This is a genomic window from Streptomyces sp. NPDC054847, from assembly GCF_053610925.1.
The window spans coordinates 1-23,220 of sequence record NZ_JBSGZJ010000002.1; the positions used below are offsets into that span (position 1 = coordinate 1).

The 23,220-nt window shown below is 72.1% G+C and carries 21 protein-coding genes and 1 pseudogene; 4 read left to right on the forward strand and 18 right to left on the reverse strand.

Going from position 1 to position 23,220, the window contains the following annotated elements:
* The 3 genes and pseudogenes from ACWGH4_RS00800 to ACWGH4_RS00810 form a co-directional block, all read right to left on the reverse strand.
* Nucleotides 1-885 (reverse strand): annotated as a pseudogene (locus tag ACWGH4_RS00800) (FUSC family protein); the annotation flags it as partial.
* A 49-nt stretch (nucleotides 886-934) separates the two neighbouring features.
* Entirely contained in the window at nucleotides 935-1,603 is a 669-nt protein-coding gene (locus tag ACWGH4_RS00805; RefSeq protein ID WP_453454145.1) for a response regulator, read from the reverse strand.
* Entirely contained in the window at nucleotides 1,600-2,799 is a 1,200-nt protein-coding gene (locus ACWGH4_RS00810; protein WP_453454147.1) for a sensor histidine kinase, read from the reverse strand. Before ACWGH4_RS00810 ends, ACWGH4_RS00805 begins: the two co-directional genes overlap by 4 nt.
* A gap of 167 nt (nucleotides 2,800-2,966) precedes the next feature.
* Between ACWGH4_RS00810 and ACWGH4_RS00815 the strand changes: the two genes are divergently transcribed.
* The gene (locus tag ACWGH4_RS00815) at nucleotides 2,967-3,926 is read left to right on the forward strand and encodes a carboxymuconolactone decarboxylase family protein (protein WP_453454149.1); all 960 of its coding nucleotides are present in this window, start codon (nucleotides 2,967-2,969) and stop codon (nucleotides 3,924-3,926) included.
* Complete coding sequence (locus ACWGH4_RS00820; protein ID WP_453454150.1) at nucleotides 3,923-4,783, forward strand: class I SAM-dependent methyltransferase; 861 nt, start codon at nucleotides 3,923-3,925, stop codon at nucleotides 4,781-4,783. The genes ACWGH4_RS00815 and ACWGH4_RS00820 overlap by 4 nt, the downstream gene beginning before the upstream one ends.
* On the opposite strand, the gene ACWGH4_RS00825 is transcribed toward ACWGH4_RS00820, so the two are convergent.
* Together ACWGH4_RS00825 and ACWGH4_RS00830 are read right to left on the reverse strand one after the other, a co-directional pair.
* On the reverse strand, nucleotides 4,761-5,363 hold the full coding sequence (locus ACWGH4_RS00825; RefSeq protein WP_441261628.1) for a TetR family transcriptional regulator: 603 nt from the start codon (nucleotides 5,361-5,363) through the stop codon (nucleotides 4,761-4,763). The genes ACWGH4_RS00820 and ACWGH4_RS00825 overlap by 23 nt on opposite strands.
* Before the next feature lie 5 nt (nucleotides 5,364-5,368).
* The gene (locus tag ACWGH4_RS00830; RefSeq protein ID WP_453454258.1) at nucleotides 5,369-6,784 is read right to left on the reverse strand and encodes an amidase; all 1,416 of its coding nucleotides are present in this window, start codon (nucleotides 6,782-6,784) and stop codon (nucleotides 5,369-5,371) included.
* A 70-nt stretch (nucleotides 6,785-6,854) separates the two neighbouring features.
* Here ACWGH4_RS00830 and ACWGH4_RS00835 point away from each other — a divergent pair, with 70 nt between their 5' ends.
* Nucleotides 6,855-7,646 (forward strand): SDR family NAD(P)-dependent oxidoreductase, encoded by a 792-nt coding sequence (locus ACWGH4_RS00835; protein ID WP_453454153.1) that lies wholly within the window; start codon nucleotides 6,855-6,857, stop codon nucleotides 7,644-7,646.
* Nucleotides 7,647-7,815: 169 nt separating this feature from the next.
* Here the strand turns inward: ACWGH4_RS00835 and ACWGH4_RS00840 are convergent, their stop codons facing one another.
* From ACWGH4_RS00840 to ACWGH4_RS00890, 11 genes are all read right to left on the reverse strand, one after another.
* A complete protein-coding gene (locus ACWGH4_RS00840) occupies nucleotides 7,816-9,357 on the reverse strand; it encodes an NCS1 family nucleobase:cation symporter-1 (RefSeq protein WP_441261625.1) in 1,542 nt (513 codons plus the stop codon).
* Between the two features lie 25 nt (nucleotides 9,358-9,382).
* Nucleotides 9,383-10,384 carry a TIGR03842 family LLM class F420-dependent oxidoreductase gene (locus tag ACWGH4_RS00845; protein ID WP_453454155.1) on the reverse strand — a complete coding sequence of 334 codons (1,002 nt, stop codon included), beginning with the start codon at nucleotides 10,382-10,384 and terminating at the stop codon, nucleotides 9,383-9,385.
* 11 nt (nucleotides 10,385-10,395) lie between these two features.
* A complete protein-coding gene (gene hydA / locus ACWGH4_RS00850) occupies nucleotides 10,396-11,799 on the reverse strand; it encodes a dihydropyrimidinase (RefSeq protein WP_453454156.1) in 1,404 nt (467 codons plus the stop codon).
* A 39-nt stretch (nucleotides 11,800-11,838) separates the two neighbouring features.
* The gene (locus tag ACWGH4_RS00855; RefSeq protein ID WP_441261622.1) at nucleotides 11,839-13,119 is read right to left on the reverse strand and encodes an aminotransferase class III-fold pyridoxal phosphate-dependent enzyme; all 1,281 of its coding nucleotides are present in this window, start codon (nucleotides 13,117-13,119) and stop codon (nucleotides 11,839-11,841) included.
* Complete coding sequence (locus ACWGH4_RS00860; protein WP_453454158.1) at nucleotides 13,116-13,958, reverse strand: nitrilase-related carbon-nitrogen hydrolase; 843 nt, start codon at nucleotides 13,956-13,958, stop codon at nucleotides 13,116-13,118. The genes ACWGH4_RS00855 and ACWGH4_RS00860 overlap by 4 nt, the downstream gene beginning before the upstream one ends.
* Before the next feature lie 158 nt (nucleotides 13,959-14,116).
* Nucleotides 14,117-15,430 (reverse strand): hypothetical protein, encoded by a 1,314-nt coding sequence (locus tag ACWGH4_RS00865; protein ID WP_453454159.1) that lies wholly within the window; start codon nucleotides 15,428-15,430, stop codon nucleotides 14,117-14,119.
* Nucleotides 15,431-15,529: 99 nt separating this feature from the next.
* Entirely contained in the window at nucleotides 15,530-15,898 is a 369-nt protein-coding gene (locus ACWGH4_RS00870) for a PPOX class F420-dependent oxidoreductase (protein WP_441261965.1), read from the reverse strand.
* Between the two features lie 42 nt (nucleotides 15,899-15,940).
* Entirely contained in the window at nucleotides 15,941-16,225 is a 285-nt protein-coding gene (locus ACWGH4_RS00875) for a helix-turn-helix domain-containing protein (protein WP_453454161.1), read from the reverse strand.
* A gap of 180 nt (nucleotides 16,226-16,405) precedes the next feature.
* The gene (locus ACWGH4_RS00880; RefSeq protein ID WP_453454163.1) at nucleotides 16,406-17,080 is read right to left on the reverse strand and encodes a glycoside hydrolase family 75 protein; all 675 of its coding nucleotides are present in this window, start codon (nucleotides 17,078-17,080) and stop codon (nucleotides 16,406-16,408) included.
* Nucleotides 17,081-17,224: 144 nt separating this feature from the next.
* Nucleotides 17,225-19,036 carry a gamma-glutamyltransferase gene (ggt, locus tag ACWGH4_RS00885; RefSeq protein WP_453454165.1) on the reverse strand — a complete coding sequence of 604 codons (1,812 nt, stop codon included), beginning with the start codon at nucleotides 19,034-19,036 and terminating at the stop codon, nucleotides 17,225-17,227.
* A gap of 83 nt (nucleotides 19,037-19,119) precedes the next feature.
* On the reverse strand, nucleotides 19,120-19,863 hold the full coding sequence (locus ACWGH4_RS00890; RefSeq protein WP_441261616.1) for a hypothetical protein: 744 nt from the start codon (nucleotides 19,861-19,863) through the stop codon (nucleotides 19,120-19,122).
* 187 nt (nucleotides 19,864-20,050) lie between these two features.
* On the opposite strand from ACWGH4_RS00890, the gene ACWGH4_RS00895 reads away from it, so the two are divergent.
* Nucleotides 20,051-21,658, forward strand: a complete 1,608-nt coding sequence (locus tag ACWGH4_RS00895) for a CocE/NonD family hydrolase (protein ID WP_453454168.1) — start codon at nucleotides 20,051-20,053, stop codon at nucleotides 21,656-21,658.
* Between the two features lie 226 nt (nucleotides 21,659-21,884).
* On the opposite strand, the gene ACWGH4_RS00900 is transcribed toward ACWGH4_RS00895, so the two are convergent.
* Together ACWGH4_RS00900 and ACWGH4_RS00905 are read right to left on the reverse strand one after the other, a co-directional pair.
* Entirely contained in the window at nucleotides 21,885-22,628 is a 744-nt protein-coding gene (locus ACWGH4_RS00900; RefSeq protein ID WP_453454170.1) for an amino acid ABC transporter ATP-binding protein, read from the reverse strand.
* A 115-nt stretch (nucleotides 22,629-22,743) separates the two neighbouring features.
* Complete coding sequence (locus ACWGH4_RS00905) at nucleotides 22,744-23,187, reverse strand: DUF6278 family protein (protein WP_441261613.1); 444 nt, start codon at nucleotides 23,185-23,187, stop codon at nucleotides 22,744-22,746.
* Nucleotides 23,188-23,220 lie beyond the last annotated feature (33 nt).

Consider the following 23,220-nt stretch of genomic DNA (forward strand, 5'->3'; position numbering starts at 1 on the left):
CCAGTCGGCACCGGGTGCCTCGCCCGTCTGGCCGGGGCTCGGCGGTACCGGGGGTACGGCCCCCCGGGCGCGGGTGAGCGCGGCCCAGGTCCGCAGCCGGCCGGCACGGTCGGTGTCCGCCCGCCCCTCGGCCACCGCGCCGCAGGTGAGGGCCGCCTCCGCATGCAGGAGAAGGCGGTCGAGCTGTCCGCGTACGGGTGTGGGGCGGCCGGCGTCGAGGAGGGTCTGCCGGGCGGCGTGCACGGCCGCCGTCGCGGTGTGCCGGTTGCGGTGGCCGGGGTCGGCCGCGCAGGCGGCCGCGGCGTCCAGGGCGCGGGCGGTGGCGCGCCGTTCGGGGCCCTCCCTCCGCAGGAGCGCGGGGACCGCGGTGACCAGCCAGGCGATGGCCCCGGCGCCGAGGGCCAGTGCGAGATGGCCCGGGACCTGGGTGAGCCGCTGCGGCACGAACAGGGCGGCTGTGGCGACGAAGGTGAAGATCACGTTGCCGGGCGGGCCGATCCGGCCGGCGTCGCAGAGCGCTTTCTGCACGGCGGCGATCAGGGCGGCGACGGCGACGAGCACGGTCACCGAGTCGGTGAGCGAGGCCGTGACCAGGGAGACGGCCAGGCCCGCGACCATGCCGATCACCACGCGGGCGACGGTCCCGGCCCTGCGGGCGTACGGGAGGCTGTGGCCGTAGAGGGCGCAGAGCGATCCTGCCATGGTGTACATGACCAGGTCGAGCCGTCCGAGGGCGAGGAGGGTCAGGTTCGGCACCAGTGCCGCGCCGACGACGCTCAGGGCCGGTTTGAACCACTGGTCGGAGGGCCGGGCGAGGCGCAACGCGGCGGCGACCGGGAGCGGAGGTGCCGGCGGCCTTCGGAATCGGATGGTTGTATCGCTCACCCATTTAATTTAACAAGTATTACACCCGTAAACAAATGAGCGGCGGCTCTCAGCGCAGCGGGCCGCGCGGTTCCACCAGCCCCGACTCGTACGCGAACACGACCAGCTGGGCGCGGTCCCTGGCGCCGAGCTTCGTCATCGCCCGGCTGATGTGGGTCTTGGCGGTGAAGGGGCTGATCACCATGTGGGCGGCGATCTCCTCGTTCGTCAGCCCACGGGCCGCCAGAGCCGTCACCTCCCGTTCCCGGCGGGTGAGGTGCTCCATGCCGGGGGCGGTGGACCGGTCCGGCGGCCGTGCCACGAACTCGCCGATCAGACGCCGGGTGACGGCGGGCGACAGCAGCGCGTCACCGCGGGCGGCGACGCGCACGGCGTGCAGCAGTTCGGCGGGCTCGGTGTCCTTGAGCAGGAAGCCCGCGGCCCCCGCGCGCAGCGCGTCGAAGACGTACTCGTCCAGGCCGTAGTTGGTGAGGATCACGACGTGCACGTCCGCGAGGAGCGGGTCGGCGGCGATGTGCCGGGTGGCCTCGATCCCCGTCATCACCGGCATCTGCACATCGACCAGGGCGACATCGGGGACATGGCGGCGGGCCTGCTCGAGGCCCTGCCGGCCGTCCGCGGCCTCGGCCACGACCTCGATGCCGTCCTCCGCGTCGAGCAGGGCACGGAAGCCGGCCCGCATGAGCGCCTGGTCGTCCACGATCAGGACCCGGATCACAGCGCCTCCACGGCGGCCGGGTCCATCGGGCCTGTCCGGCCCGCGAGGTCTTCCCGGCCGTCGGAACACGCCTGGAGCCCCTGAAGCGGGATACGGGCGCGCACCGAGAAGCCGCCGCAGGGCCGTGGCGACGTGTCCAGCGCGCCGCCGAGGGCGGTGACGCGTTCCCGCATGCCGGTCAGGCCGGTGCCCGGCACGACGGGCCCGCCCGGTGCGGCGGGGCCGTCGTCCTCGACGGTGACGGCCACCTCGTCGGCGCCGTAGTCGAGGCGGATCCGGGTGGGGGCCCGGTCGGCGTGCCGCGCCACGTTGGTCAGCGCCTCCTGCACGATCCGGTAGGCCGCGCGGTCCACGTCGGGCCGCAGCGCGCGCTGTTCACCGCTGACGGTCACGGAGACGGGGATACCCGCCGCCCGGGCGCGGTCGGCGAGTTCGCCGACGCGCACGAGGCCGGCGGCCGGCTCCCGTTCATCCGTCCGCAGGACCTCGAGTGTCGAGCGCAGCTCCCGCATGGCCTCCCCGCTCGCCTCCTGGATGGCGAGCAGCGCGGGCGGCACGTCCTCGCCCCGCTTGCGGGCCAGGTGCACGGCGACCCCCGCCTGGAGTTTGACGATCGAGATGGAGTGGGTGAGCGTGTCGTGCAACTCGCGGGCGATCCGCAGTCGTTCCTCCCCGGCCCTGCGCAACGCGGCCTCCTCCCGGCCGCGTTCGGCCTCCAGGGCCCGCTGTTCGGTCTGACGCAGATACGCCTGCCAGTTCTTGTCGATCAGGCCGGTCACCCCTGCGCACAGGAACCAGCCGAGCAACAGCAGCGAGCGTTCGACGCTGCCCTCGGCGGAACTGACGGTGTCGGCGGCGAAGAAGACGGCCAGGAACAACGCGCCCGCCACCACACCCGCCCCGCGCCGTCCCCCGCGCGCTGCCGCGTGCACGGCGATGAGCACCGGGAAGGCCGCCCAGGAACCGGGCCGGTCGTGGAGGACGTAGCCCAGCATGCAGACCGTGGTGACGACGAGGACCGTGCGGGGTGCCCGCCGGTGGCCCGCGAGCGCCAGCGAACCCGCCGCGATCAGCAGCACGTCCGGCACACCGGGGGCCGGGCCGCCGGCGTACGCCGCGAGGGTCACCGCCCCCGCGATCAGTGCCGCGAGCGCCGTGTCGAGCAGGGCGTGCCTCAGCCCCGGATCCGCCTGCATGGACGGCAGCCTATGACGGTGCGCCGGGCCGGCGCCTCGTCCCGCGAGACCCCTTTCCCGCTACTCCCGGCGCAGTAGTCGCAGCCCGTCCCCACCCGCCGGGACCGGCCGCCGATGCCTTCGCACGTACGACGACCGGGACACCGCTCGCGGGCCAGCATCGGGGCATGACCAGAGCCTTCCGCTTCACCGATCCCCCGCCTCCCTCCGCGGCCACCGGCGTGACTGCCGCCGTGTACGCCCAACTCGCCCGCGACTTCGGCATCGAGCGCGCCTCGACGTTCGTGGTGCTGTCCGACTCTCCCCCGCTGCTGACCGGCGCGTGGGCGCTGCTGCGGGAGTCACTGCTGGCCGGCCGGGTGTCCCGGACGGACAAGGAGGTCGTCGCCGCGGGCGTGTCACTGGCCAACCGCTGCCCCTTCTGCGTCGACGCGCACACCGTCCTGCTGCACGCCACCGGCGACCACGGGCTTGCCGAGACGATCGCACGCGGTGAGGAGCCGGCCGACCCGGCGCACCGGCGGCTGCTGGCCTGGGGCAAGGACATCCGCGGAACCCGGCCGTTCCCGGCGGAGCAGACCCCCGAACACCTGGGGACCGCGCTCGCGTTCCACTTCATCAACCGGATCGTCTCGGCGCTGCTGAACGAGAACATGCTGCCTGGCGGCGCGCAGAAGTTGCGGCTGGTGCGCAGCGCGGCTGGCCGTTCGCTCGCCCGCACGGTACGCCGGCAACTGCGGCCCGGAGAAAGCCTGGAGCTGCTGCGGACTTCCGGCACCGAACCCGCGTGGGCGGCGGGCACGCCCGTCGGCACCGCGTACGGGGCGCTGCGTGAGGCGGCGCTCATGGGCGCCGGGCTGCTGTCGGAGGACGACCGGGCACTGGTGCGCAAGACGGTGGCCGCCCACGACGGCGTCGCCCATCCGCCGCTGTCGGCCGACTGGCTGCCCGGCCGCGAGGACCGTCCCGGGGCCCGGCTGGCGCTGCTCGCGGCCCTCGCGCCGTACCGGATCACCGAGGAGGACGTCCGGGCCTGGCGCACTCCCCGGCACACGGACCACTGCCTCGTCCATCTGACCGCGTACGGGGCGATCACCGCCGTCGAGCGGATCGAGGAGCAGCTGTGAGCACCATCGTGAACACCGGTCAGGCCGACGCGTGGAACGGCCCGGTGGGGCAGCACTGGGCGGACCACCACGAGCGTTACGACGGGATGCTCGCGTCCTTCGACGAGGCGCTGTTCGCGGCGGCGGGGATCGGGGAGCGGGACCGCGTCCTGGACGTGGGATGCGGCAGCGGGTCGACGACTCGGCGTGCCGCACGGCTCGCGGCGCGCGGTCACGCGGTCGGCGTCGACATCTCGGAGCCGATGCTGGCGCGGGCGCGGTCGTTGTCCGCGGGCATCGAGAACGTCTCCTACGAGTGGGGCGACGCCCAGGTGCACCCGTTCGCCGCCGGCGGCCACGACGTGGCGATCAGCCGGGGCGGGGTGATGTTCTTCGCCGACCACACCGCCGCGTTCGCGAACATCGGCCGGTCCCTGCGGCCGGGCGGGCGGCTGGCGTTCGTCTGCCCCCGGCCGGCCGGCCCGGACGGTGAGGAGGGACGCGTCCTCGGCCTGCTGGCCTCGTTGCTGGCGGCCGCCGCACCGCAGCCGGCGGCTTCGCCGACCCCGGGACCGGAGCCTGCCCCGGGGGCCGAACCCGCCGCCGCCATGGCCTCCCTGGCGGACCCCGACGGGACCCGGAAGATACTGGAGAGGGCCGCGTTCGGGTCGATCGGGATCACGGCGGTCGACGCGCCCACCTGCTGGGGGCGGGACGCCGGCGACGCCGTGGACTTCTACGTCTCGCGGAGGCCGGGCGCCGAGGTCCCCGAGGAGACACTGCACGCCATGCGTGCCGCCCTGCGGCCCTACGAGACGGACCGGGGCGTCCTGCTGGACGCCGGCGTGTGGGTGGTCACTGCCCGCCGGGAGGGCTGAGCGTCCCGGGGCCGACGGCGCCACGCGCAAGCAGCAGCAGCGCGTCCACCAGGTCCTCCGCCGGACTCCCGGTGGCGAGCCGCCGGAGCTGAAGGCCCATCACCAGCGCCACCGTCGTCGCCGCGAGCCCTTCCGCGTCCGGGACGCCGAGGCCGGTCAGGATCTGCGTGGCGAGCCGGTCGTACGCGGCGAACGCCTCCGCCGCCGCCTCCCGCAGCCGCTCGTCCCGGCCTGCCTCGACGTACAGCTCGAACGTCGCGATGTGCCCGCTGTCGAAGCCGGTGCCGCCAGCCACCTGGCCGGCGAGGGCCGCGGCGCCCGCTATGTCGATACCGTCGCTCCGGCACTCGTCGGCCAGCTCGGTGAAGCGGCGGGTCTCGTCCCGTACGAAGTGCAGCAGGCTTTCGCGCAGCAGCTCGTGCTGCGTCGCGAAGTGGTACGTGACGGAGCCGAGCGACACGCCCGCCTCCTTGGCGATCCGGCGATTGGTCACCGCGGCCACGCCGTCCCTGCCGATGATGTGCAGGACGGCTTCTATGATGCGCTGTCTGGTGGGCGCGGAGCGGGCGGCGGTGGACATGGCCCTCATTGTCCCATCGGGGCACTTCCGCTGGTCATACGGGTGGGCGGGCGCTTCTCGTACCAGCGCAGCTCCGCCTCGAGCTGGGCGGCGAGGGAGATCAGGCGTTCCTCGGCGCCTTCGGGGCCCAGCAGTTGGGCCCCGAGGGGCAGCCCGTCGCGGGTGAGGCCGGCGGGGACGGCGACGCCGGGCCAGCCGAGGACGTTCCACGGCCAGGCGTACGGGCAGGCGGCGGCGATGCCGATGTCCGTGGCCCCGGCGGACTTTCCGTCGAAGGCGCCGACGGGCGGGGGCGGGGTGGCCGTGCTGGGGGTGAGCAGGACGTCGTAGTGGTCGAAGAAGGCGCCGATCCTGCTCTGCTGGGCGGCCTCGCGGGCGCGGGCGGCCCGTACGACGCGTCCGCCGAGCCGGTGGCCGGAGCGGGTGGCGGCGCGGGTGCGCGGGTCGAGGAGCGACGGGTCGGGGTGCCGGTCGGCGTACTCGGCGATGCCGGTCGCGGCGCGGGGCAGGAAGCTCAGGCCGATGAGACCGTAGCGGGGCCGGGCCTCTTCGACGTCGTGCCCGAGCTTCGCGAGCGTCTCGGCGAGCGCGACCACCGCCCGGCGCACCTCCGGGTGGGGGCGGGTGCCGGTGAGGGTGAGTGGCGGGCGCAGGGCGAGCGCGATGCGCAGCCTGCCCGGTTCGCGGCGAGCGGCGGCCGAGGCGTCGATGGCGTCCGGGTGGTACCGCTCGCCGGGGTGCCCGCCGGAGGCCGCGTCCAGCAGCAGGGCCGCGTCCGCGACGGTCCGTGCGAGGGGGCCGTTGACGGTGAGGCCCTGGAAGCAGTCGGTGTAGGGGTGGACGGAGACCCGGCCGCGCTGGGGCTTGATGCCGACGAGATGGGTCCAGGCGGAGGGGATGCGGATGGAGCCGGCGCCGTCGGAACCGAGGGCGGCGGGCACGAGCCCGGCGGCGACGGCGGCCGCCGAGCCGCCGGAGGAACCGCCCGGGGTGTGCGCGGGGGACCAGGGGTTACGGGTGACGCCGAAGGCGGGGCCCTCCGTGAAGGGCCACTGGCCGAGTTCGCAGGAGTTGGTCTTGCCCACGATGACCGCTCCGGCGGCCCGGAGCCTGCGTACGGCCTCTCCGTCGGCCGTGGCCGGCGGGATGTCGCCGGGGCAGCCGAAGTAGGTGGGGACGCCCGCGACGTCGGTGTCGTCCTTGACGGCGACCGGTACACCGAGCAGCGGCAGCCGCTCCCCCGCCGCGAGCCTCCGGTCCGCGTCCCGTGCCTCCTCGAGGGCTTGGTCACCGCGGACGGTCCTGAAAGCGTTGATGCTGCTCCGGGTTGCCTCGATGCGGGCGAGTGTCTCCGCGACGAGTACCTCCGAAGTTGTCTCCCCTGCCGCCAACGCCCTGCAATATTGGGCCAGTTCGCCCATCTCGTCTCTGGACACGCCGCACCCGCCTCCTTATTGTTCGTTCGAACGAACAGGACTGGAGGGTAACCAGATGCGGATCAGAGGAGCAAGCGTTCTGCTCACCGGGGCGACCGGCGGTCTGGGTGGCGAACTCGCCGCCGAACTGGCCGCGCGAGGAGCCAAGTTGACTGTCAGCGGTCGGCGCGCCGACGCCCTCGTACCGCTGGCGGAACGCTACGGCGCCCGCACGGTTGTCGCCGATCTGGCCGATGCGGCCGACGTGGAACGGCTCGCCGCGGAAGCCGCCGGCACGGACATCCTCATATCGAACGCCGCCCTGCCCGGCAGCGGCGATCTGCTGGACTGCACGCCCGAACAGATGGACCGCGCCTTCGCCGTCAACCTGCGCGCTCCCGCCATGCTCGCCCGGCTGCTCGTTCCGTCCATGGTCGACGCCGGCCGCGGCCACCTCGCCTTCGTCGGCTCCCTTGCGGGGAAGGTGACCACGAGGTCGATGTCCCTCTACAGCGGCAGCAAGTTCGGCCTGCGCGGATTCGCGCTGGGGCTGCGTCAGGACCTGCACGGCACGGGCGTCGGCGTGTCGATCGTCCAGCCGGGTTTCGTACGGGACGTGGGCATGTTCGCCGTGACCGGCGCGAAGCCCCCGACGGGCATACGGACGGTGTCGCCGCGTCAGGTCGTCGAGGGTGTCGTGCGGGCCGTGGAACGTGACGTCGCGGAGATCAACGTGGCCCCGATCGAGATGCGGCTGCTGAGCGCGATCGGGGGCCAGTTCCCCGGCTTCGCCGAGCGCCTCCAGCGCGGCGGTCCGGGCGAGCGGACGCTGCGCGAGGTGGTGGCGGCCCAGCGCGACCGCCGCTGAGGCCCTGTCGGCGGGCGTTGCTACGGTCTCCCCCATGCCGCCAGGGGAGGTCACCGTGCAAAGCGCCCGCCGGGCGGCCCTCGACCATGTGCTGGGCCTGATCGCCGAAGCCCCTTGGAGCGGCGGCCTGGTGCTGCGCGGCTCCATGACCCCTGGCGCGGGCGGCTGGTCAGCGCGCTCGCGCCGCTGTTCGCGGCTGTCCGCCGAGCCGCATGAGCACCACGTACAGCACCAGTGACGCCGCGAGGCCCACCGCCCAGCCGTAGTCCGCGAGGGGTCGCAGGAACGGGATAAGACCGTCCTCGGGGAAGGGGCCCTTGCCCGGGGCCGAATGGGAGCCGCCGACCGCGAGCACCCCGCCGACCACGAACGCGGCCACGGCACGCAGGTTCCAGCCCGAGGTGTACCAGTAGGGGCCGCCGGGCGTGTAGAGCGCGGTCAGGTCGAGGACGGTCCGGCGCACGAGCCAGTAGTCGGCGATGAGGATGCCGGCGACGGTGCCGAGCAGCCCGCCGACGAGCCCCAGCCAGGTGAAGATGTACAGCTCTGGCGTCTCGGTCAGTTTCCACGGCATGATCAGCACGCCGACGACGCCGGTGATCAGCGCGCCGGTACGGAAGTTGATGAACTTGGGAGCCAGGTTCGCCAGGTCGTACGCCGGCGACACCACGTTCGCCGCGATGTTCACCGAGATCGTCGCGACGAGCACGGTGATCAGGGCGAAGAGCAGACCGAAGACGTTGTCGGTCTTGGCCGCCAGCGCGACCGGGTCCCACACGGCCGCCCCGTACACCGCTTGCGAGCCGGACGTGACGAACACCGACAGCAGCGCGAACAGGGTCATCGTGGTGGGCAGGCCGAGCGTCTGGCCCCAGATCTGTGCGCGCTGGCCCGCCCCGAACCGTGTGAAGTCGGGGATGTTCAGCGAGAGGGTCGCCCAGAAGGCGATCATGCCCATCAGGGACGGGAAGAAGACCGGCCAGAAGTCCGCGCCCCAGCCCAGCTTCGAGGGCTGGTCGAGCAGCGGGCCGACACCGCCCGCCTTGGCGGTGACCCACACCAGCAGCACCACCGCGCCGACGATGACGAACGGCGCGGCCCAGTTCTCGAACCGGCGCAGTGCCTCCATCCCCCGGTAGATGATGGCCAGTTCCAGCGCCCAGAAGAGGACGAAGCAGACCCACAGCGTCCACGGCTGCCCGCCGACCTCGGCCGCCTCCGCCCAGCCGCCGAAGATCTTGCCGAGCAGGACGAAGATGCCCTGGCCGCCGATCCAGGTCTGGATGCCGAACCAGGCGCAGGCCACCGCGGCCCGGATCATCGCCGGCAGGTTCGCGCCGCGCAGCCCGAAGGAGGCGCGGGCGAGCACCGGGAAGGGAATGCCGTACTTGGGACCCGCGTGGCCGGTCAGCAGCATCGGCAGCAGCACGATGACGTTGGCCAGGGCGATGGTGAACACCGCCTGCTTCCAGTCCATGCCGAGCGCGACGAGCCCGGAGGCGAGCAGCCAGGAGGGGATGTTGTGGGCCATGCCGACCCACAGGGCGGCGAAGTTGTAGGTGGTCCACCGGCGGCGGGCGACCGGCACGGGCAGCAGGTCGTCGTTGACGAAGCGGTTGTCCGCGAGGGTGGTGCCCGGCGGGAGTTCGACGCGTCCCGCCGGGTCCTGTATCGGTTCTTCTGACGGCACGGGCGGGACGGTCGCGGTCATGGCGGCGAGGGCCCTTCGGAGGAGGTCAGCGGTTCAGTGCCGGGATGATCTCCGCGCCGTACGCGTCGATCGTCGTTTCCTTCGCGTCGTGCATGTTGTAGAGCGCGAACTGGTCGACGCCCAGGTCGCGCAGCGCCTGGAGCTTCTCGATGTGCGCCTCGGCCGGCCCGAGCAGGCAGAACCGGTCGACGATCTCGTCGGGGACGAAGTCGGTGGACGGATTGCCGGCGCGGCCGTGGTGGCTGTAGTCGTAGCCGTGCCGCCCCTTGATGTAGGCGGTGAGCGCCTCCGGGACCATGTCGGAGTGCTCGCCGTAGCGGGAGACGAGGTCCGCGACGTGGTTGCCCACCATCCCGCCGAACCACCGGCACTGCTCCCGGGCGTGTGCCAGGTCGTCGCTCACGTACGCGGGCGCCGCGACGCAGACGGTGACGGAGGCCGGGTCGCGTCCGGCGTCGGCGGCCGCGGTGCGCACGGCCTTCACCATCCACTCCGTCAGGTACGGGTCGGCGAGCTGGAGGATGAAGCCGTCGGCCTTCTGCCCGGCGAGAGCCAGGGCCTTGGGCCCGTAAGCCGCCATCCACACCGGCAGCTTCCCGTCCCTGACCCAGGGGATCCGGAGCGGCTGCCCGTCGACGACGGTCTCGCGCCCTTCCGCGAGATCGCGGATCACGTCGATGGCCTCGCCGAGCCTGGCGAGCGTGTTGGGGCGGCGTCCGGCCACCCGCATGGCGGAGTCACCGCGCCCGATGCCGCACACGGTGCGGTTGCCGTACATGTCGTTGAGGGTGGCGAAGGTGGAGGCGGTCACCTCCCAGGTGCGGGTGCCGGGGTTGGTCACCATGGGCCCGACGGTGAGTTTCGTCGTGTGCTCCAGGATGCGGCTGTAGATGACGAACGGCTCCTGCCACAGCACCGCGGAGTCGAAGGTCCAGCCGTAGCGGAAGCCGTTGCGTTCCGCGCGCCGCATCAGCCCGACGACCGCGGACGCGGGCGGGTCGGTCTGCAGGACGAGTCCGAAGTCCACGGCATGGCCTCCTAGTTCAGGTACTGGCAGGTGGAGCGGGGGGTGTACACGCCGTGGCCGGCGCGGCCGGTGAACGTCCGCCCGTCGATGACCACTTCGCCCCGGGACAGCACGGTCTCCACCTGTCCGGTGATCCGTTTGCCCTCGTACGCCGAGTAGTCGACGTTCATGTGGTGTGTCCGGACGGACAGGGTCTGTTCTGCGTGCGGGTCGTAGATGACGATGTCGGCGTCGGCGCCGGGGGCGATGGTGCCCTTCTTCGGGTAGAGGCCGAACATCCTGGCGGGTGTGGCGCAGGCGATCTCGATCCAGCGGCGGCGGCTGATGTGCCCGTCGACCACGGCCTGGTGGAGGAGGTCCATGCGGTTCTCCACGCCGGGGAGACCGTTGGGGATCTTGGAGAAGTCGCCGCGGCCGAGTTCCTTCTGCCCGGTGAAGCAGAAGGGGCAGTGGTCGGTGGAGACCACCTGGAGGTCGTTGGTGCGCAGGCCCCGCCACAGTGCCGCCTGGTGCTCACGCGGCCGGAGCGGTGTGGAGCAGACGTACTTGGCGCCCTCGAAGTCGGGCTCGGCGAGGTTGTCGGTGGACAGGAAGAGGTACTGCGGGCAGGTCTCGCCGAAGACGGGCAGTCCCTTGTCGCGGGCCGCGGCGAGCTCCGCGACGGCCTCCTCCGCGGAGACGTGCACCACGTACAGCGGGGCGCCGGCGACGCGGGCGAGCTGGATGGCCCGGTGGGTGGCCTCGGCCTCCAGAAGGACCTTGCGTACCTCGCCGTGGTAGCGGGGATCGGTGCGGCCCTCGGCGAGCGCCTGCTCGACCAGTACGTCGATGGCGATGCCGTTCTCCGCGTGCATCATGATCAGGCCGCCGTTGACGGCGGAGCGCTGCATCGCGCGAAGGATCTGCCCGTCGTCGCTGTAGAAGACGCCGGGGTAGGCCATGAAGAGTTTGAAGGAGGTGATGCCCTCCTCCACCAGCAGGTCCATCTCCTTCAGCGACTGCTCGTTGACGTCGGAGAGGATCATGTGGAAGCCGTAGTCGACGGCGCAGTTGCCGTCGGCCTTGGCGTACCAGGCGTCGAGGCCCTCCCGCAGCGCCCGCCCCACCGACTGCACCGCGAAGTCGATGATCGTGGTCGTGCCGCCCCAGGCGGCGGCGCGGGTGCCCGTCTCGAACGTGTCGGAGGCGAAGGTCCCGCCGAACGGCAGCTCCATGTGGGTGTGGGCGTCGACGCCGCCCGGCAGGACGTACTTGTTGGTCGCGTCGATGGTGCGGGCGGCCGTCCACGTCTGCGAGACGGGCGAGTTGTGCGCGGCGAGCGCGGCGATGCGGCCGTCCTCGACGAGGACGTCGGCGTGCATCTCGTCGGCGGCGGTCACGACGAGTCCGCCGCGGATCAGGGTGCGGTTGCTCATGGTCTCCTCGCGTGGGAAGTGGCGGCGGTCGCGTGGCAACTACAGGCTGCGCAAGGCCCGTTCAAGGACGAGGGCCCCCTCTTCCGCTTCCGCGACGGTCAGGGAGAGCGGCGGGGCGATGCGCAGGACGCTGGTGTTGTGGCCGCCGCCCTTGCCGATCAGCAGGCCGCCCTCGCGGGCGGCCTCGAGGACGGTCGCCGCCGCCTGGGGGTCGGCCTCGTCGGTGCCCGGCCTGACCAGCTCGATGCCGATCATGAGTCCACGGCCCCGTACCTCCCGCACGGCGGGCACGCTCGCCGCGATGCCGCGAAGCCGTTCGATCAGCAGGCCGCCGACCCGGCGGGCGTTTCCCTGGAGGTCGTGCTCCAGGAGGTAGGAGAGGTTGGCGACGCCGGCGGCCATCGTGACGGGGCTGCCGCCGAAGGTGGAGATGGAGTTCGCGTCGAGGCAGTTCATGATCTCGGCGCGGGCGACGACGCCGCCCACGGACATGCCGTTGCCGATGCCCTTGGCGAAGGTGAGGATGTCGGGCGGACCGCTTCGGCCGTGGGCCTGCCAGCCCCAGAAGTGCTCGCCGGTGCGGCCCCAGCCGGTCTGCACCTCGTCGGAGATCCACAGGATGCCGTGCCGGTCCAGGACCTCGCGGAAGGCGGCGTACAGGCCGTCGGGCGGTGAGGTGAAGCCGCCGACGCCCTGCACCGGCTCCGCGATCAGCGCGGCCACGTCGTGGGTGTGTCCGAGGAGGTCCTCGAGGTCGGCGACGCACGCCTCGATGAACTGCGCGTCGGAGAGGTGGGCGAAGGGGCCGCGGCTGCGGACGCCTCCGTGCACGTACAGCGTCTGGAGCGGCGAGAGGCTGGTCGGCGACCAGGCGTGGTTGCCGGTGACGGAGACCGCGGAGAACGACCGGCCGTGGTAGCTGTTGCGCATCGCCAGGATCTGGTTGGAGCGGCGGTGGCCGGTCGCCAGCAGCAGCGCGGTGTCGTTGGCCTCCGTGCCGGAGGTGGTGAAGAAGACGCGGGCGTCCGGGATGCCGGAGAGCGCGGCGATCCGTTCGGCGAGCTCCACCATGGGGCGGTTGAGGTAGAGGGTGGAGGAGTGGATGAGCCGTCCGGCCTGCTCGCTCACCGCCTTGGTGACCTCGGGCAGCGCGTGGGCGGTCATGGTGGTGAGGATGCCGCCGAAGAAGTCCAGGTAGCGGTTGCCGTCCGCGTCCCAGACGTGGCGGCCTTCGCCGTGGGTGATCTCGATCGGCTGCTTGTAGTAGAGCGCGACCCAGTCGGGGATGACGGCACGGTGCCGCTCGTAGAGGTCGGTCACGGCTGCACCAGCCCTTCGTAGGCGTCGGGCCGGCGGTCGCGGTAGAACGCCCACTGCTGCCGCACCGTCTCGATCATGTCGAAGTCGAGGTCCCGTACGACGAGCTCCTCCTCCTTGTCGCTGGCGACGTCGCCGACGAACTGGCCGCGCGGGTCGACGAAGTAGCTGGTGCCGTAGAAGTCGTTGTCGCCGTACTCCTCGATGCCGACGCGGTTGATGGCGGCGACGAAGTACTCGTTGGCGACGGCGGCGGCGGGCTGCTCCAGCTGCCACAGATAGGAGGACAGTCCGCGGTGCGTCGCGGACGGGTTGTACACCAACTGGGCGCCGCTGAGCCCGAGTTGCCGCCAGCCCTCCGGGAAGTGGCGGTCGTAGCAGATGTAGACGCCGACCTTGCCGACCGCGGTGTCGAACACGGGCCAGCCGGCGTTGCCGGGCCTGAAGTAGTACTTCTCCCAGAAGCCCTTGACCTGGGGGATGTGGTGCTTGCGGTACTTGCCCAGGTAGCTGCCGTCTGCGTCGATCACGGCGGCGGTGTTGTAGTAGAAGCCCGCGCCCTCGACCTCGAAGACCGGGACCACGATCACCATGCCGGTCTCGCGGGCGAGCTCCTGCATCCGCCGGACCGTCGGACCGTCCGGCACCGGCTCGGCCCAGCGGTAGTGCTCGGGGTCCTGGACCTGGCAGAAGTAGGGGGCGTTGAAGACCTCTTGGAAGCCGATGACCTTGGCGCCCTGCCGGGCCGCCTCCCGGGCGTGTTCCTCATGTTTGGCGATCATGGATTCGGTGTCGCCGGTCCAGGTTGCCTGGACGAGTGCGGCGCGTACGACAGTGGCCATGAGCTGCTCCTTCGACAGGACGTCCGAGAGCTTCTACGCACGTAGACACGGTGCGTAGGAGGAGAACGTAAGCCGCGTCACACTCGGGGGCAAGACCATCGTCGTGAACCCGCTGAGTCGATCTTGTTTCGTACCCGAGCGGTCGACATCGATCATTTTCAGCCGCGGAGGTGTCCGGCCACGCGCAGTGCGTGGACGATGTCCCGCTCCCTGGCCGGCGAGACGTCCCGGGCGGCGTCGAGCAGCATCGGCACCAGCCGGGCGGGGTCCAACGCCACGCAGGCAGCCGCGTCCGCGGCGGTGCGGACCTGCACGAACGCGGCCAGCAGGGTACGGGCACGGTGCGGCGTTCCCGCCTCCTCCAGCGTGAGGACGGCGTCCGCGATCTCGTCGGGGGAACGGAACACCCCCTGGCGCAGCAGCTGCCCGCCGTCGTCGCCCCGGCCCGCCGCGACGAGCGCTTCCGCGGCGGCGGCGAGCCGTAAGGCCGGCTGTGACGCCACCTCCCAGAGCAGGGTGGCCCAGTCCGCCGCCGGTCCCGAGCGGTTCAGCTCGTCGGCGAGCGCCGGCAGCCAGGCCGCGGGCCGGGCGGCGGCCTCGCAGATCAGGGCGTGCGCCTCGCCGCCGCGGCCCTCGGCGCGGAGCCGGCCGAGCGCGGCGACGGTGTCCCTGGCGGCGCGGTACGCGCCCTCCGGCACAGGCGGCGCCTCCGGGGCGGCCTCGGCCGCGACGCCGCCGTAGCGGGCTCCGCGCGGCACGTCACCCGCGACCGGCAGCAGGGGCACGGCGACGGCGTCGTCCCCCGCGTCCTCCATGCCCGCGAACCGGGCCCCGCCGCGAGGACGGCGCTTCTTCCCCGCGCCGCGCCTCTTTCCGTCGCCCGGCGGGACTTCGGCCGGCTGCCGCGCCTCGGGCCGCGTTCCGGCGCCCGCGGGCGCCGCGGGCCGGTGCGCCGGGTCGTCCGCGGGTCCCGGACCGGTCGGGACGAGGCCGGCCAGGCGGGAGTCCAGTTCCGCGAGCCGGCGCACCGCCCTGGTGTGGTCGTCCCTGGTCCACGCGAGCTCGTGGGTGAGGCGTTCCGCCTCCGCCGAGCCCTGTGCGCTCCCGGCCAGCAGCCGGAGGATCTCCTCGGCCCGGCCCTGTGCGCGCAGCCGTTCCCGGCGCATGAACTCGACCCGCTCCTCGAGCCTTTCGCGACCGCCCGGCAGCCGGTCGTGCGCGGCGGCGGCCGCCGCGTGCAGCCCGGCCGCCCGCGCGGACTCCGCGGAGTCCTGGGCGGGCAGGTCGTGCAGCAGGGACTCGACCACGTCCCAGGGCGGGATCTCGCTGCCGTCCAGGCAGGCCCGCATGCCCTCCGGGTCACGCCGCAGGAAGACCGCGTACCAGCCTCCGGCCGGGTCGAGCCGCCTCACCAGCTCCCCGAAGTACCGCGCGAAGGTCCCGATGTCCGCCGGGAGTTGGTGCACCGTCATCGCCGCCCCTGCCGCCCCACTGCCGAATGGAGCCCTCCGCTCCGAGGGCACCGCAGGCATTCGACCGCAGGGGTGTTACAGGGCTGCTACGGCGCCTTTTCAGAAAGTGACCGCGATACCGGTGTGCGGGCGCTTGCCCAGTCGCACGATCATCGCCGGCCAGTCGACGGCCCAGAACTGCCAGGTGTACTTGCGCGACAGGAGCTTGCGGACCGCGCCCAGTTCGGCTCCGTCCAGGAGCCGGGCGGTGCCCTCCGCGGTGGGGGCGCCTTCCTCGACCTTGCCCCGTACGTCGCAGACGGTGACGACGACCCGGCTGTCGTTGCGCAGGCGCTTGACCTTCCACGAGTCCGTGCGGGTCCAGAAAAACAGCTCACCGCCGTCCACCGCGAACCACACGGGCGTGGCCACTCCGGTCCCGTTCTTGCGGAACGTGGTGACACTGACGTACCTGGCGCTGGCGAACATCTCGGCACTCACGCCCGCGAGACTACGCCCCCTGCCGCCGGCTCAGGCCACCGGTACCGGCACGGACGACGGCACGGGCACAGGCGCAGGGGCGCAGTGGACGGCGAGTTCGTCCATGGACAGGTCGAGAGCCACGGCCAGAGCGGCGACGGTGAAGAACGCGGGGGTGGGTGCCCGCCCCGTCTCGATCTTGCGCAGTGTCTCCGGGGAGATGCCCGCCGTGGCGGCCACCTCGACCATGCTGCGGTCGCCGCGCGCCCGGCGGAGCAGCCGGCCGAGCCGTTCGCCGCGTTCGCGCTCTTCGGCGGTGAGAGGAGTGCGCACCATGTCGCGCATCCTAGCGGTCGGTATTTCTATACCGGTATTGAATACCGTCCAGCGGGACCGGTTGCCGGTTCCGTTCCCGGCCGTGCCGGGGCGTCTTTGCGGATTTACGGACGGCGGCCCTCGGATACTCACGGCGCCGTGGGCCCCCGAAGACTGTCCACCCTGCCGCGAAGAGGCGCGTCAGCCTCCGTCGACGAACCGCCGGGCCAGTTCCTCGCCCAGTTTCTCCGCCGCGGCGCGGCTCTCGATCGGCGACACCTTCGAGTCCTTGAAGACGATGTAGGTGACTCCGGACGCAACGCCGCCCGTCGCCGGGTCCGGGTCGATCCCGAGCGCCTCCGCCGCCGCGTAGGACGCCTCACCGATGATGCCGCTCGGCCCGGTGTCGCCCACCACCCCGTACACGACCTTGCCGTCATGGATGATCGCGGCGGCGGAACCGCCTCGGATGCCGGACGCCCAGTAGTTCCAGACCGGGCTCGGGCCGGGCACGACGACGAACGGCAGCTCCGCCGCGTCGAGATACCTCCCGTCCGAGCCGGTGAAGGCCGTGGCCGGCTGGAACGAGGGGTCGGTGCCGCTGTTGCACCGCGTGCTGCGCCGGCCGTCGCAGTCGATGTCCATGTCCGCCTTCCAGAAGACGGCCCCCTCGTGCTCGCAGACGGGAATGTTCGCCGGCCCGCCCCGGTCGGTGCTGTAGTCGCCCTTGGAGATCCTGGTGCAGTGCTCCACCTCGGCCAGCAGCTCCGCCGCGTCGACACCCGCCGCCGGTGCCGTGCGGTACAGGTCGGGCGCGGGCGGCGGCGGCACGGAGCCGGGCTTGGCGGCCGCCGGGAGCGCAGCCGTTCCGAGCATGACCGAACCGACTGTCACGATGAGAGCGATGCTTCGAATGCGCACAGGGAGCCTTTCTGTTCGAAAGGCTCCCTACCCGTACCTGCGCGCACGGTCACAGCCGCACCGCCGGACGGGTGACCCACCGGCGTGTCCCGCGCTTCGTCAGCGGGACGGGCGGACCACCATCGCGGAGCCGCCGCCGCGCCGTTGCTTCTCCGCCGCCGCGAGCCACCGGCCGTCCGGCAGCCGTTGGACACCCGTGGCGGCGCCGATCTCCTGGTTCAGCCGGAACTCGTGCCCGATCGCCTCGAGACGCTGCCTCAGCGGGCTGTTCCACAGGGCCGGTTCCAGCTCGGTCGTCGGCTGGTTGCGCTGGCTGGCCCGGGGCGCGGCGATCGCGTCCACCAGCGGCAGGCCACGGTCCAGATGGCCCGTCAGGGTCTGCAGGACCGTCGTGATGATGGTCGCGCCGCCCGGTGAGCCGAGCGCCAGCACGGGACGGCCGTGGTGGTCCAGCACGATCGTGGGCGAGATGGACGAACGCGGCCGCTTGCCCGGGCCGGGCAGGTTCGGGTCGTGGACCGCGGGGTCGGCCGGCCGGAAGGAGAAGTCGGTCAGCTCGTTGTTGAGCAGGAATCCGCGCCCGGGGACGGTGATGCCGCTGCCGCCGGTCTGCTCGATGGTGAGCGTGTAGGCGACGACGTTGCCCCACTTGTCGGCGGTCGTCAGATGGGTGGTGTTCTCCCCCTCGTACGTCGTCGGGGCCGCCGCTCCCGCCGACCCGCAGCGCTCCGGCCGGCGCGGGTCGCCCGGTGCCAGCGGACTGGTGAGCACCGAGCCGTCCTTGATCAGGCACTCGCGCGAGTCGGCGAAGCGCTGGGACAGCAGACCGGCGGTCGGCACGTCCTCGAACGCCGGGTCGCCGACCCACCGCCCGCGGTCCGCGAACACGATGCGGCTCGCCTCGATGAACCGGTGCAGATACCGCTCCTCCGAGATGTCCGACAGGTCGGTGCGCTCCAGGATGTTGAGCGCCTCGCCGACGCTGGTACCGCCCGAGGAGGAGGGGGGCATGCCGTAGACGTTGAGGCCCCGGTACGACACCTTCGCCGGTTCGCGGCGCACCGTCTCGTACGCCCGCAGGTCGCGCTGTGTCAGGTCTCCGGGCCGGACCACCCGCGTGGCGTCCTCGTCGACCGGTGGGTTGCGCACGGTTTCGACGATGTCCCTGGCGAGGGGGCCTTCGTAGAGCGCCCCGGCGCCCTTTCTGCCGAGTTCCTTGTAGGTGCGGGCCAGGTCGGGGTTCCTGATGACCGATCCGACGACCGGGAGACGCCCGTCGGGCAGGAACAGCTCGGCGGAGGCGGGGAAGTCACGGAAGCGCGCCTCGTTGGCCGCGGTCTGCGAACGGAAGGTCTCGTCGACGGTGAACCCGTGCTCCGCCAGGCGCTCCGCGGGCTTCAGCAGCTCGCCCAGCGGCCGGCTGCCCCACTCCTCGAGCGCGGTGTCCCAGGTGGCGGGGGTGCCGGGCGTGCCGACGCCGAGGCCGCTGGTCACGGCTTCCGCGAACGGTACGGGCGTGCCGTTCTCCAGGAAGAGGGAGGCGTCGGCCGAACGCGGGGCGGTCTCCCGGCCGTCGACGGTGTGCACCGTACGGGTCCTGGCGTCGTAGTGGACGAAGTAGCCACCGCCGCCGATGCCGGCGGAGTACGGCTCCGTCACGCCGAGCGCCGCGGCGGTCGCCACCGCCGCGTCAACGGCGTTGCCGCCGTTACGGAGCACCTCGATACCAGCCGCCGAGGCGTCGGCGTCGACGCTCGCGACCGCCCCGCCGTGGCCGACGGCCACCGGGGTTTTGGCGGGTGGTGCCGTGGGAGGGGCGGTACGGGGCGTGGGCGGGGCTGCGGCGCCGATCGAGACGACGGCCGCGGCAAGGGCCACGACCGAGACCTTCCGTGCGGTGGAGCGACGCATTCGTACCTCCAGTCAGCCGGTGTCGGCGCAGCGTAACGGTTCACGGGGCGGGAGTCCCGGGTGCCTGCGGGCGCGTCGCCGGCTCAGCCGGCCGCCCGGTGCGAGCTGCGTGCCTGCGGTACCGCGGTCCGGGCCGCCCGCGTCACATCGGCCACGAGCTCGACCACATCGGGGCCGTACGCCTGCGAGTTGACCACCTTGAGCAGCAGGCAGAAGGAACCGTTGCCGTGCTTGCGGGCGAGCTTCTCGTGGTGCCGGGCCAGGTAGCGGGTGGCCGCCTGGTTGGTGATGGCGCGCTGCCCGCAGAAGAGGAACACGGGCCGGGCGTCCTCCCCCGCGGTCAGCCGCGCGAGCAGCACGTACTCCGCCGCGCCGGGCTCCATGCGGTAGCGCTCGGAGCCGATCTGGAACGCGCCCTGGTCCGGCCCCGGTTCGGCGTCGGTGTTCACCTTCACCCCGGGCAGCATGGAGTGCAGGTGTGCCGCCATACGGCGGTTGGACACCGGCCCGCCCACGCAGAACTCGGTGCGCTCACCGAAACCCTGCTGTGCCGTGTCGTGCCAGACGATCTGGGCGTTCGCCCCGCAGTCCTTGATGAGCGCGGACAGTTCCAGAAGGGCGAAGACGTCGAAGCGGTGCACCGAACCGTCGCGGCCCGCCTCGCGGTTGACGACGAGCAAGGACTCCGAATTCCCGGGCAGGCCGAAGAACCCCTGCTTGCGCCGCAGTCGGCGGCGCCATAGGTAGGTGCGGGCGAGCCAGCCGATCGCCGCACTGATTCCCGCGGCCACCACACCGAGCACGATGTTGCGTACGTCGTCAGTCATGGGCGCGCATGTTAGCGGTGCCGCAGACGCCTGTTCGAGCCGGTCCCTTCGGCGACTGCCGCGCCGCCCGCTGACACGACGTCCAATAATTGTTACGGTGGCGTAACTTACTGGGGAGTTACCTCAGGTAGCTCCGCGACCTTACCGTCGGGTCACTTCGTTGGGACAGATGAGTCAGGAGTGATCTGTGGGACTTCCTCGCAAGGCTCTGCGCACCACCGCCATCGGTACGGTCTCCGCCGCACTGCTCGCCGGTTCCGCCACCGCAGCGGCCCCCGACGCCCTCCCGGCCGCCCCGGCCCCGGCCCTGTGGAACAGCGCCGCCACCGCCTCCCCCGACGTCCGCTTCGTCGACATCGAGGGGGACGGCGGGATCGTGCTGAAGGCCAACGTCGTCACACCCGCCGGCGCCGACGGCCGGCGGACGTACCCCGTCGTCGTACTGCCGACCAGCTGGGCGATGCCGCAGATCGAGTACCTCGCCCAGGCGAAGAAGCTCGCCGACTCCGGCTATGTGGTGGTGAGTTACAACTCCCGCGGCTTCTGGCAGTCCGGCGGCGAGATCGAGACGGCCGGACCGCCCGACATCGCCGACGCGTCCAGGGTGATCGACTGGGCACTGGCCAACACCCCGGCCGACCCGGACAGGGTGGGCATGGCGGGCGTCTCCTACGGAGCCGGCATCAGCCTGCTGGCCTCCGCGAAGGACAAGCGCATCAAGGCGGTTGCCGCGCTCAGCGGCTGGGCGGACCTCATCGACTCCATCTACAGCGGCCGCACGCAGCACCTGCAGGCCGCCGCCCTCCTCAGCGGCGCCGGCCATCTCACGGGCCGCCCCAGCGCCGAACTCCAAGGGATCATGACCGCCTTCCTGACCTCGGATCTGTCCAAGGAGCAGGAGATGATCGAGTGGGGGCGCAAGCGCTCCCCCGCCACCTACCTCGACGAGATCAACGCCAACGGCGCCGCGATCATGCTCGGCAACGCGTGGGGCGACTCGCTCTTCCCGCCCAACCAGTACGCCGACTTCTACGAGCGGCTCAACGGCCCCAAGCGGCTGGAGTTCCGCCCCGGCGACCACGCCACCGCGGAGGGCACCGGACTGCTCGGGCTGCCCAACGACACCTGGACCAGCGCCCACCGGTGGCTGGACCACCACCTCAAGGGCGCCGACAACGGCGTGGACCGCGAGCCGCCCGTACGCATCCGGACGCGCACGGGCGGCACCGTGGAGTCGTACCCCGACTGGAAGTCGGTGGGCGCGGACCGGAAGAAGATCGCACTCGGCGGGGCGCAGAGCATCCGGACGGGCGTCGACTCCGGTGCGAACGGCGGGCTCATCTTCCTCTCCAGCATGCTCGACCAGTTCGCCCAGCTGCCACCGATGGCGTCGATCCCGCTGCTGCCGCGCTCCTTCGCGGCGGTGTGGCAGTCCGAGTGGTACCGGACGGAGCAGCGGGTGCGCGGCACCGCGAAGCTGCACACCACGGTCACGAGCACCAAGGGGAGCGGCACCCTCGTCGCGTACCTCTACGACGTGGGCCCGCTCGGCCTCGGCAAGCTGGTCGCAAGCGCGCCGTACACGTTCCACGGCAGGACGCCTGGTCAGCCGTTCGCCGTCGACCTGGAGTTGTACTCCACCGCCTACGACGTACCGGCCGGCCACCGTCTCGCCGTGGTCGTCGACACCGTCGACCCGCTCTACATCGAGCACAACCCGACCGGCGCGCAGCTGACCTTCTCCTCGCCCGCGGCCGACCCGTCGTACCTCTCGGTCCCGCTGCAGCAGAAGTGATCACCGGCCGCTGCCGGCTGGGCCCCTCATTCAGGCAGGGGCCGAGTGGTGCTCCATGCGCCACCGCACCGGCCCGCTCGCGCCCGCCACGGGGCTCGGGGTGCCTTCGGCAGCGGCGTTCCCGGTCGAGCCCGCCCGCACGCGGCATCTCCTCGCGCCGTGCGGGCGGGTCCCGACCGGTGTTCCCTGTGTTCCGTGAACGGCCCCATCGGTGCGGGCGGCCGCATCAGTGCTTGAGGATCTTGGAGAGGAAGTCCTTGGCGCGGTCGGTCTCCGGACGCGTGAAGAAGTCGTCCGGGGAGCGGTCCTCGATGATGCGGCCGTCGGCCATGAAGACGACGCGGTTCGCGGCGGAGCGGGCGAAGCCCATCTCATGGGTGACGACGACCATGGTCATCCCCTCGGCGGCGAGTTGCTGCATCACCTCCAGCACCTCGTTGATCATTTCCGGGTCGAGGGCCGAGGTCGGTTCGTCGAAGAGCATGACCTTGGGGTCCATGGCGAGTGCGCGGGCGATGGCCACGCGCTGCTGCTGGCCGCCGGAGAGCTGGGCGGGGTACTTGTCCGCCTGGTCGGCGAGCCCGACCCGTTCGAGCAGTTCACGGGATCGGCGGTCCGCCTCCTCCCTCTTGCGGCCGCGGGCCTTGACCGGGCCGAGCGAGACATTGGCCAGCACGGTCTTGTGCGCGAAGAGGTTGAACGACTGGAAGACCATGCCGACGTCCGCCCGGAGCTTCGCGAGCTCGCGGCCCTCCGCGGGCAGCGGCTGTCCGTCGATCAGGATGTCGCCCGACTCGACGGTCTCCAGCCGGTTGATGACCCGGCAGAGCGTCGACTTCCCGGAGCCCGACGGGCCGATGACCACCACCACCTCCCCGCGGCCGACGGTGAGGTGGATGTCCCGGAGTACGTGCAACTGCCCGAAGTGCTTGTTGACCTCGCGCAGCTCGATCAACGGATCGACGGCCATACGCTGCTCTACCCACTCTCAGCTGTGTGTCGTGGCCAGCGCAAACTAACCGGGCCGCCGAGGGGGTCCACAACCGACACGCACAGGCGGACCAAAAGCCGTACTAATACGGAATCTAGGCTTCCGACGCCTCCGCGTACACCTGTGACAGCTCGGGAGCCCCGTTGAACGCCCACTCCACACCGGCCTCGACCACACCGATCTCCCGCCCGGAGGCGAGCCGCACCACCGGATGGCCGCCCGGCCAGATGTGCCAGGCGGCCCCGGGCACGGTGCGCACGATCACCGTGCCGAGGTAGAGGCCCGCGTCGTTCCCCAGCCAGGGAAGCTCCTCCGGATCGTCGCGCCAGCGCGGCGGAAGCTGGTCCAGCGCGCTCAACGACCCCGGGGAGTCGTCCAGTTCGAGTCCGTCCTGGGCCGCCCTGGAACGCAGCAGTTCGCACTCCGACAGCAGCTCGGTGATGGCCGCCGCACGCTCCGGGTCGTGCCCGGCGGCCGCATCGCCCTTGTCCCTTTCGCCGTGGCGTCCCAGCCAGTGATCCAAGAAGGGGATGTTCATACCGCAAAGCCTCGCATCCCTGCACCCGAATGC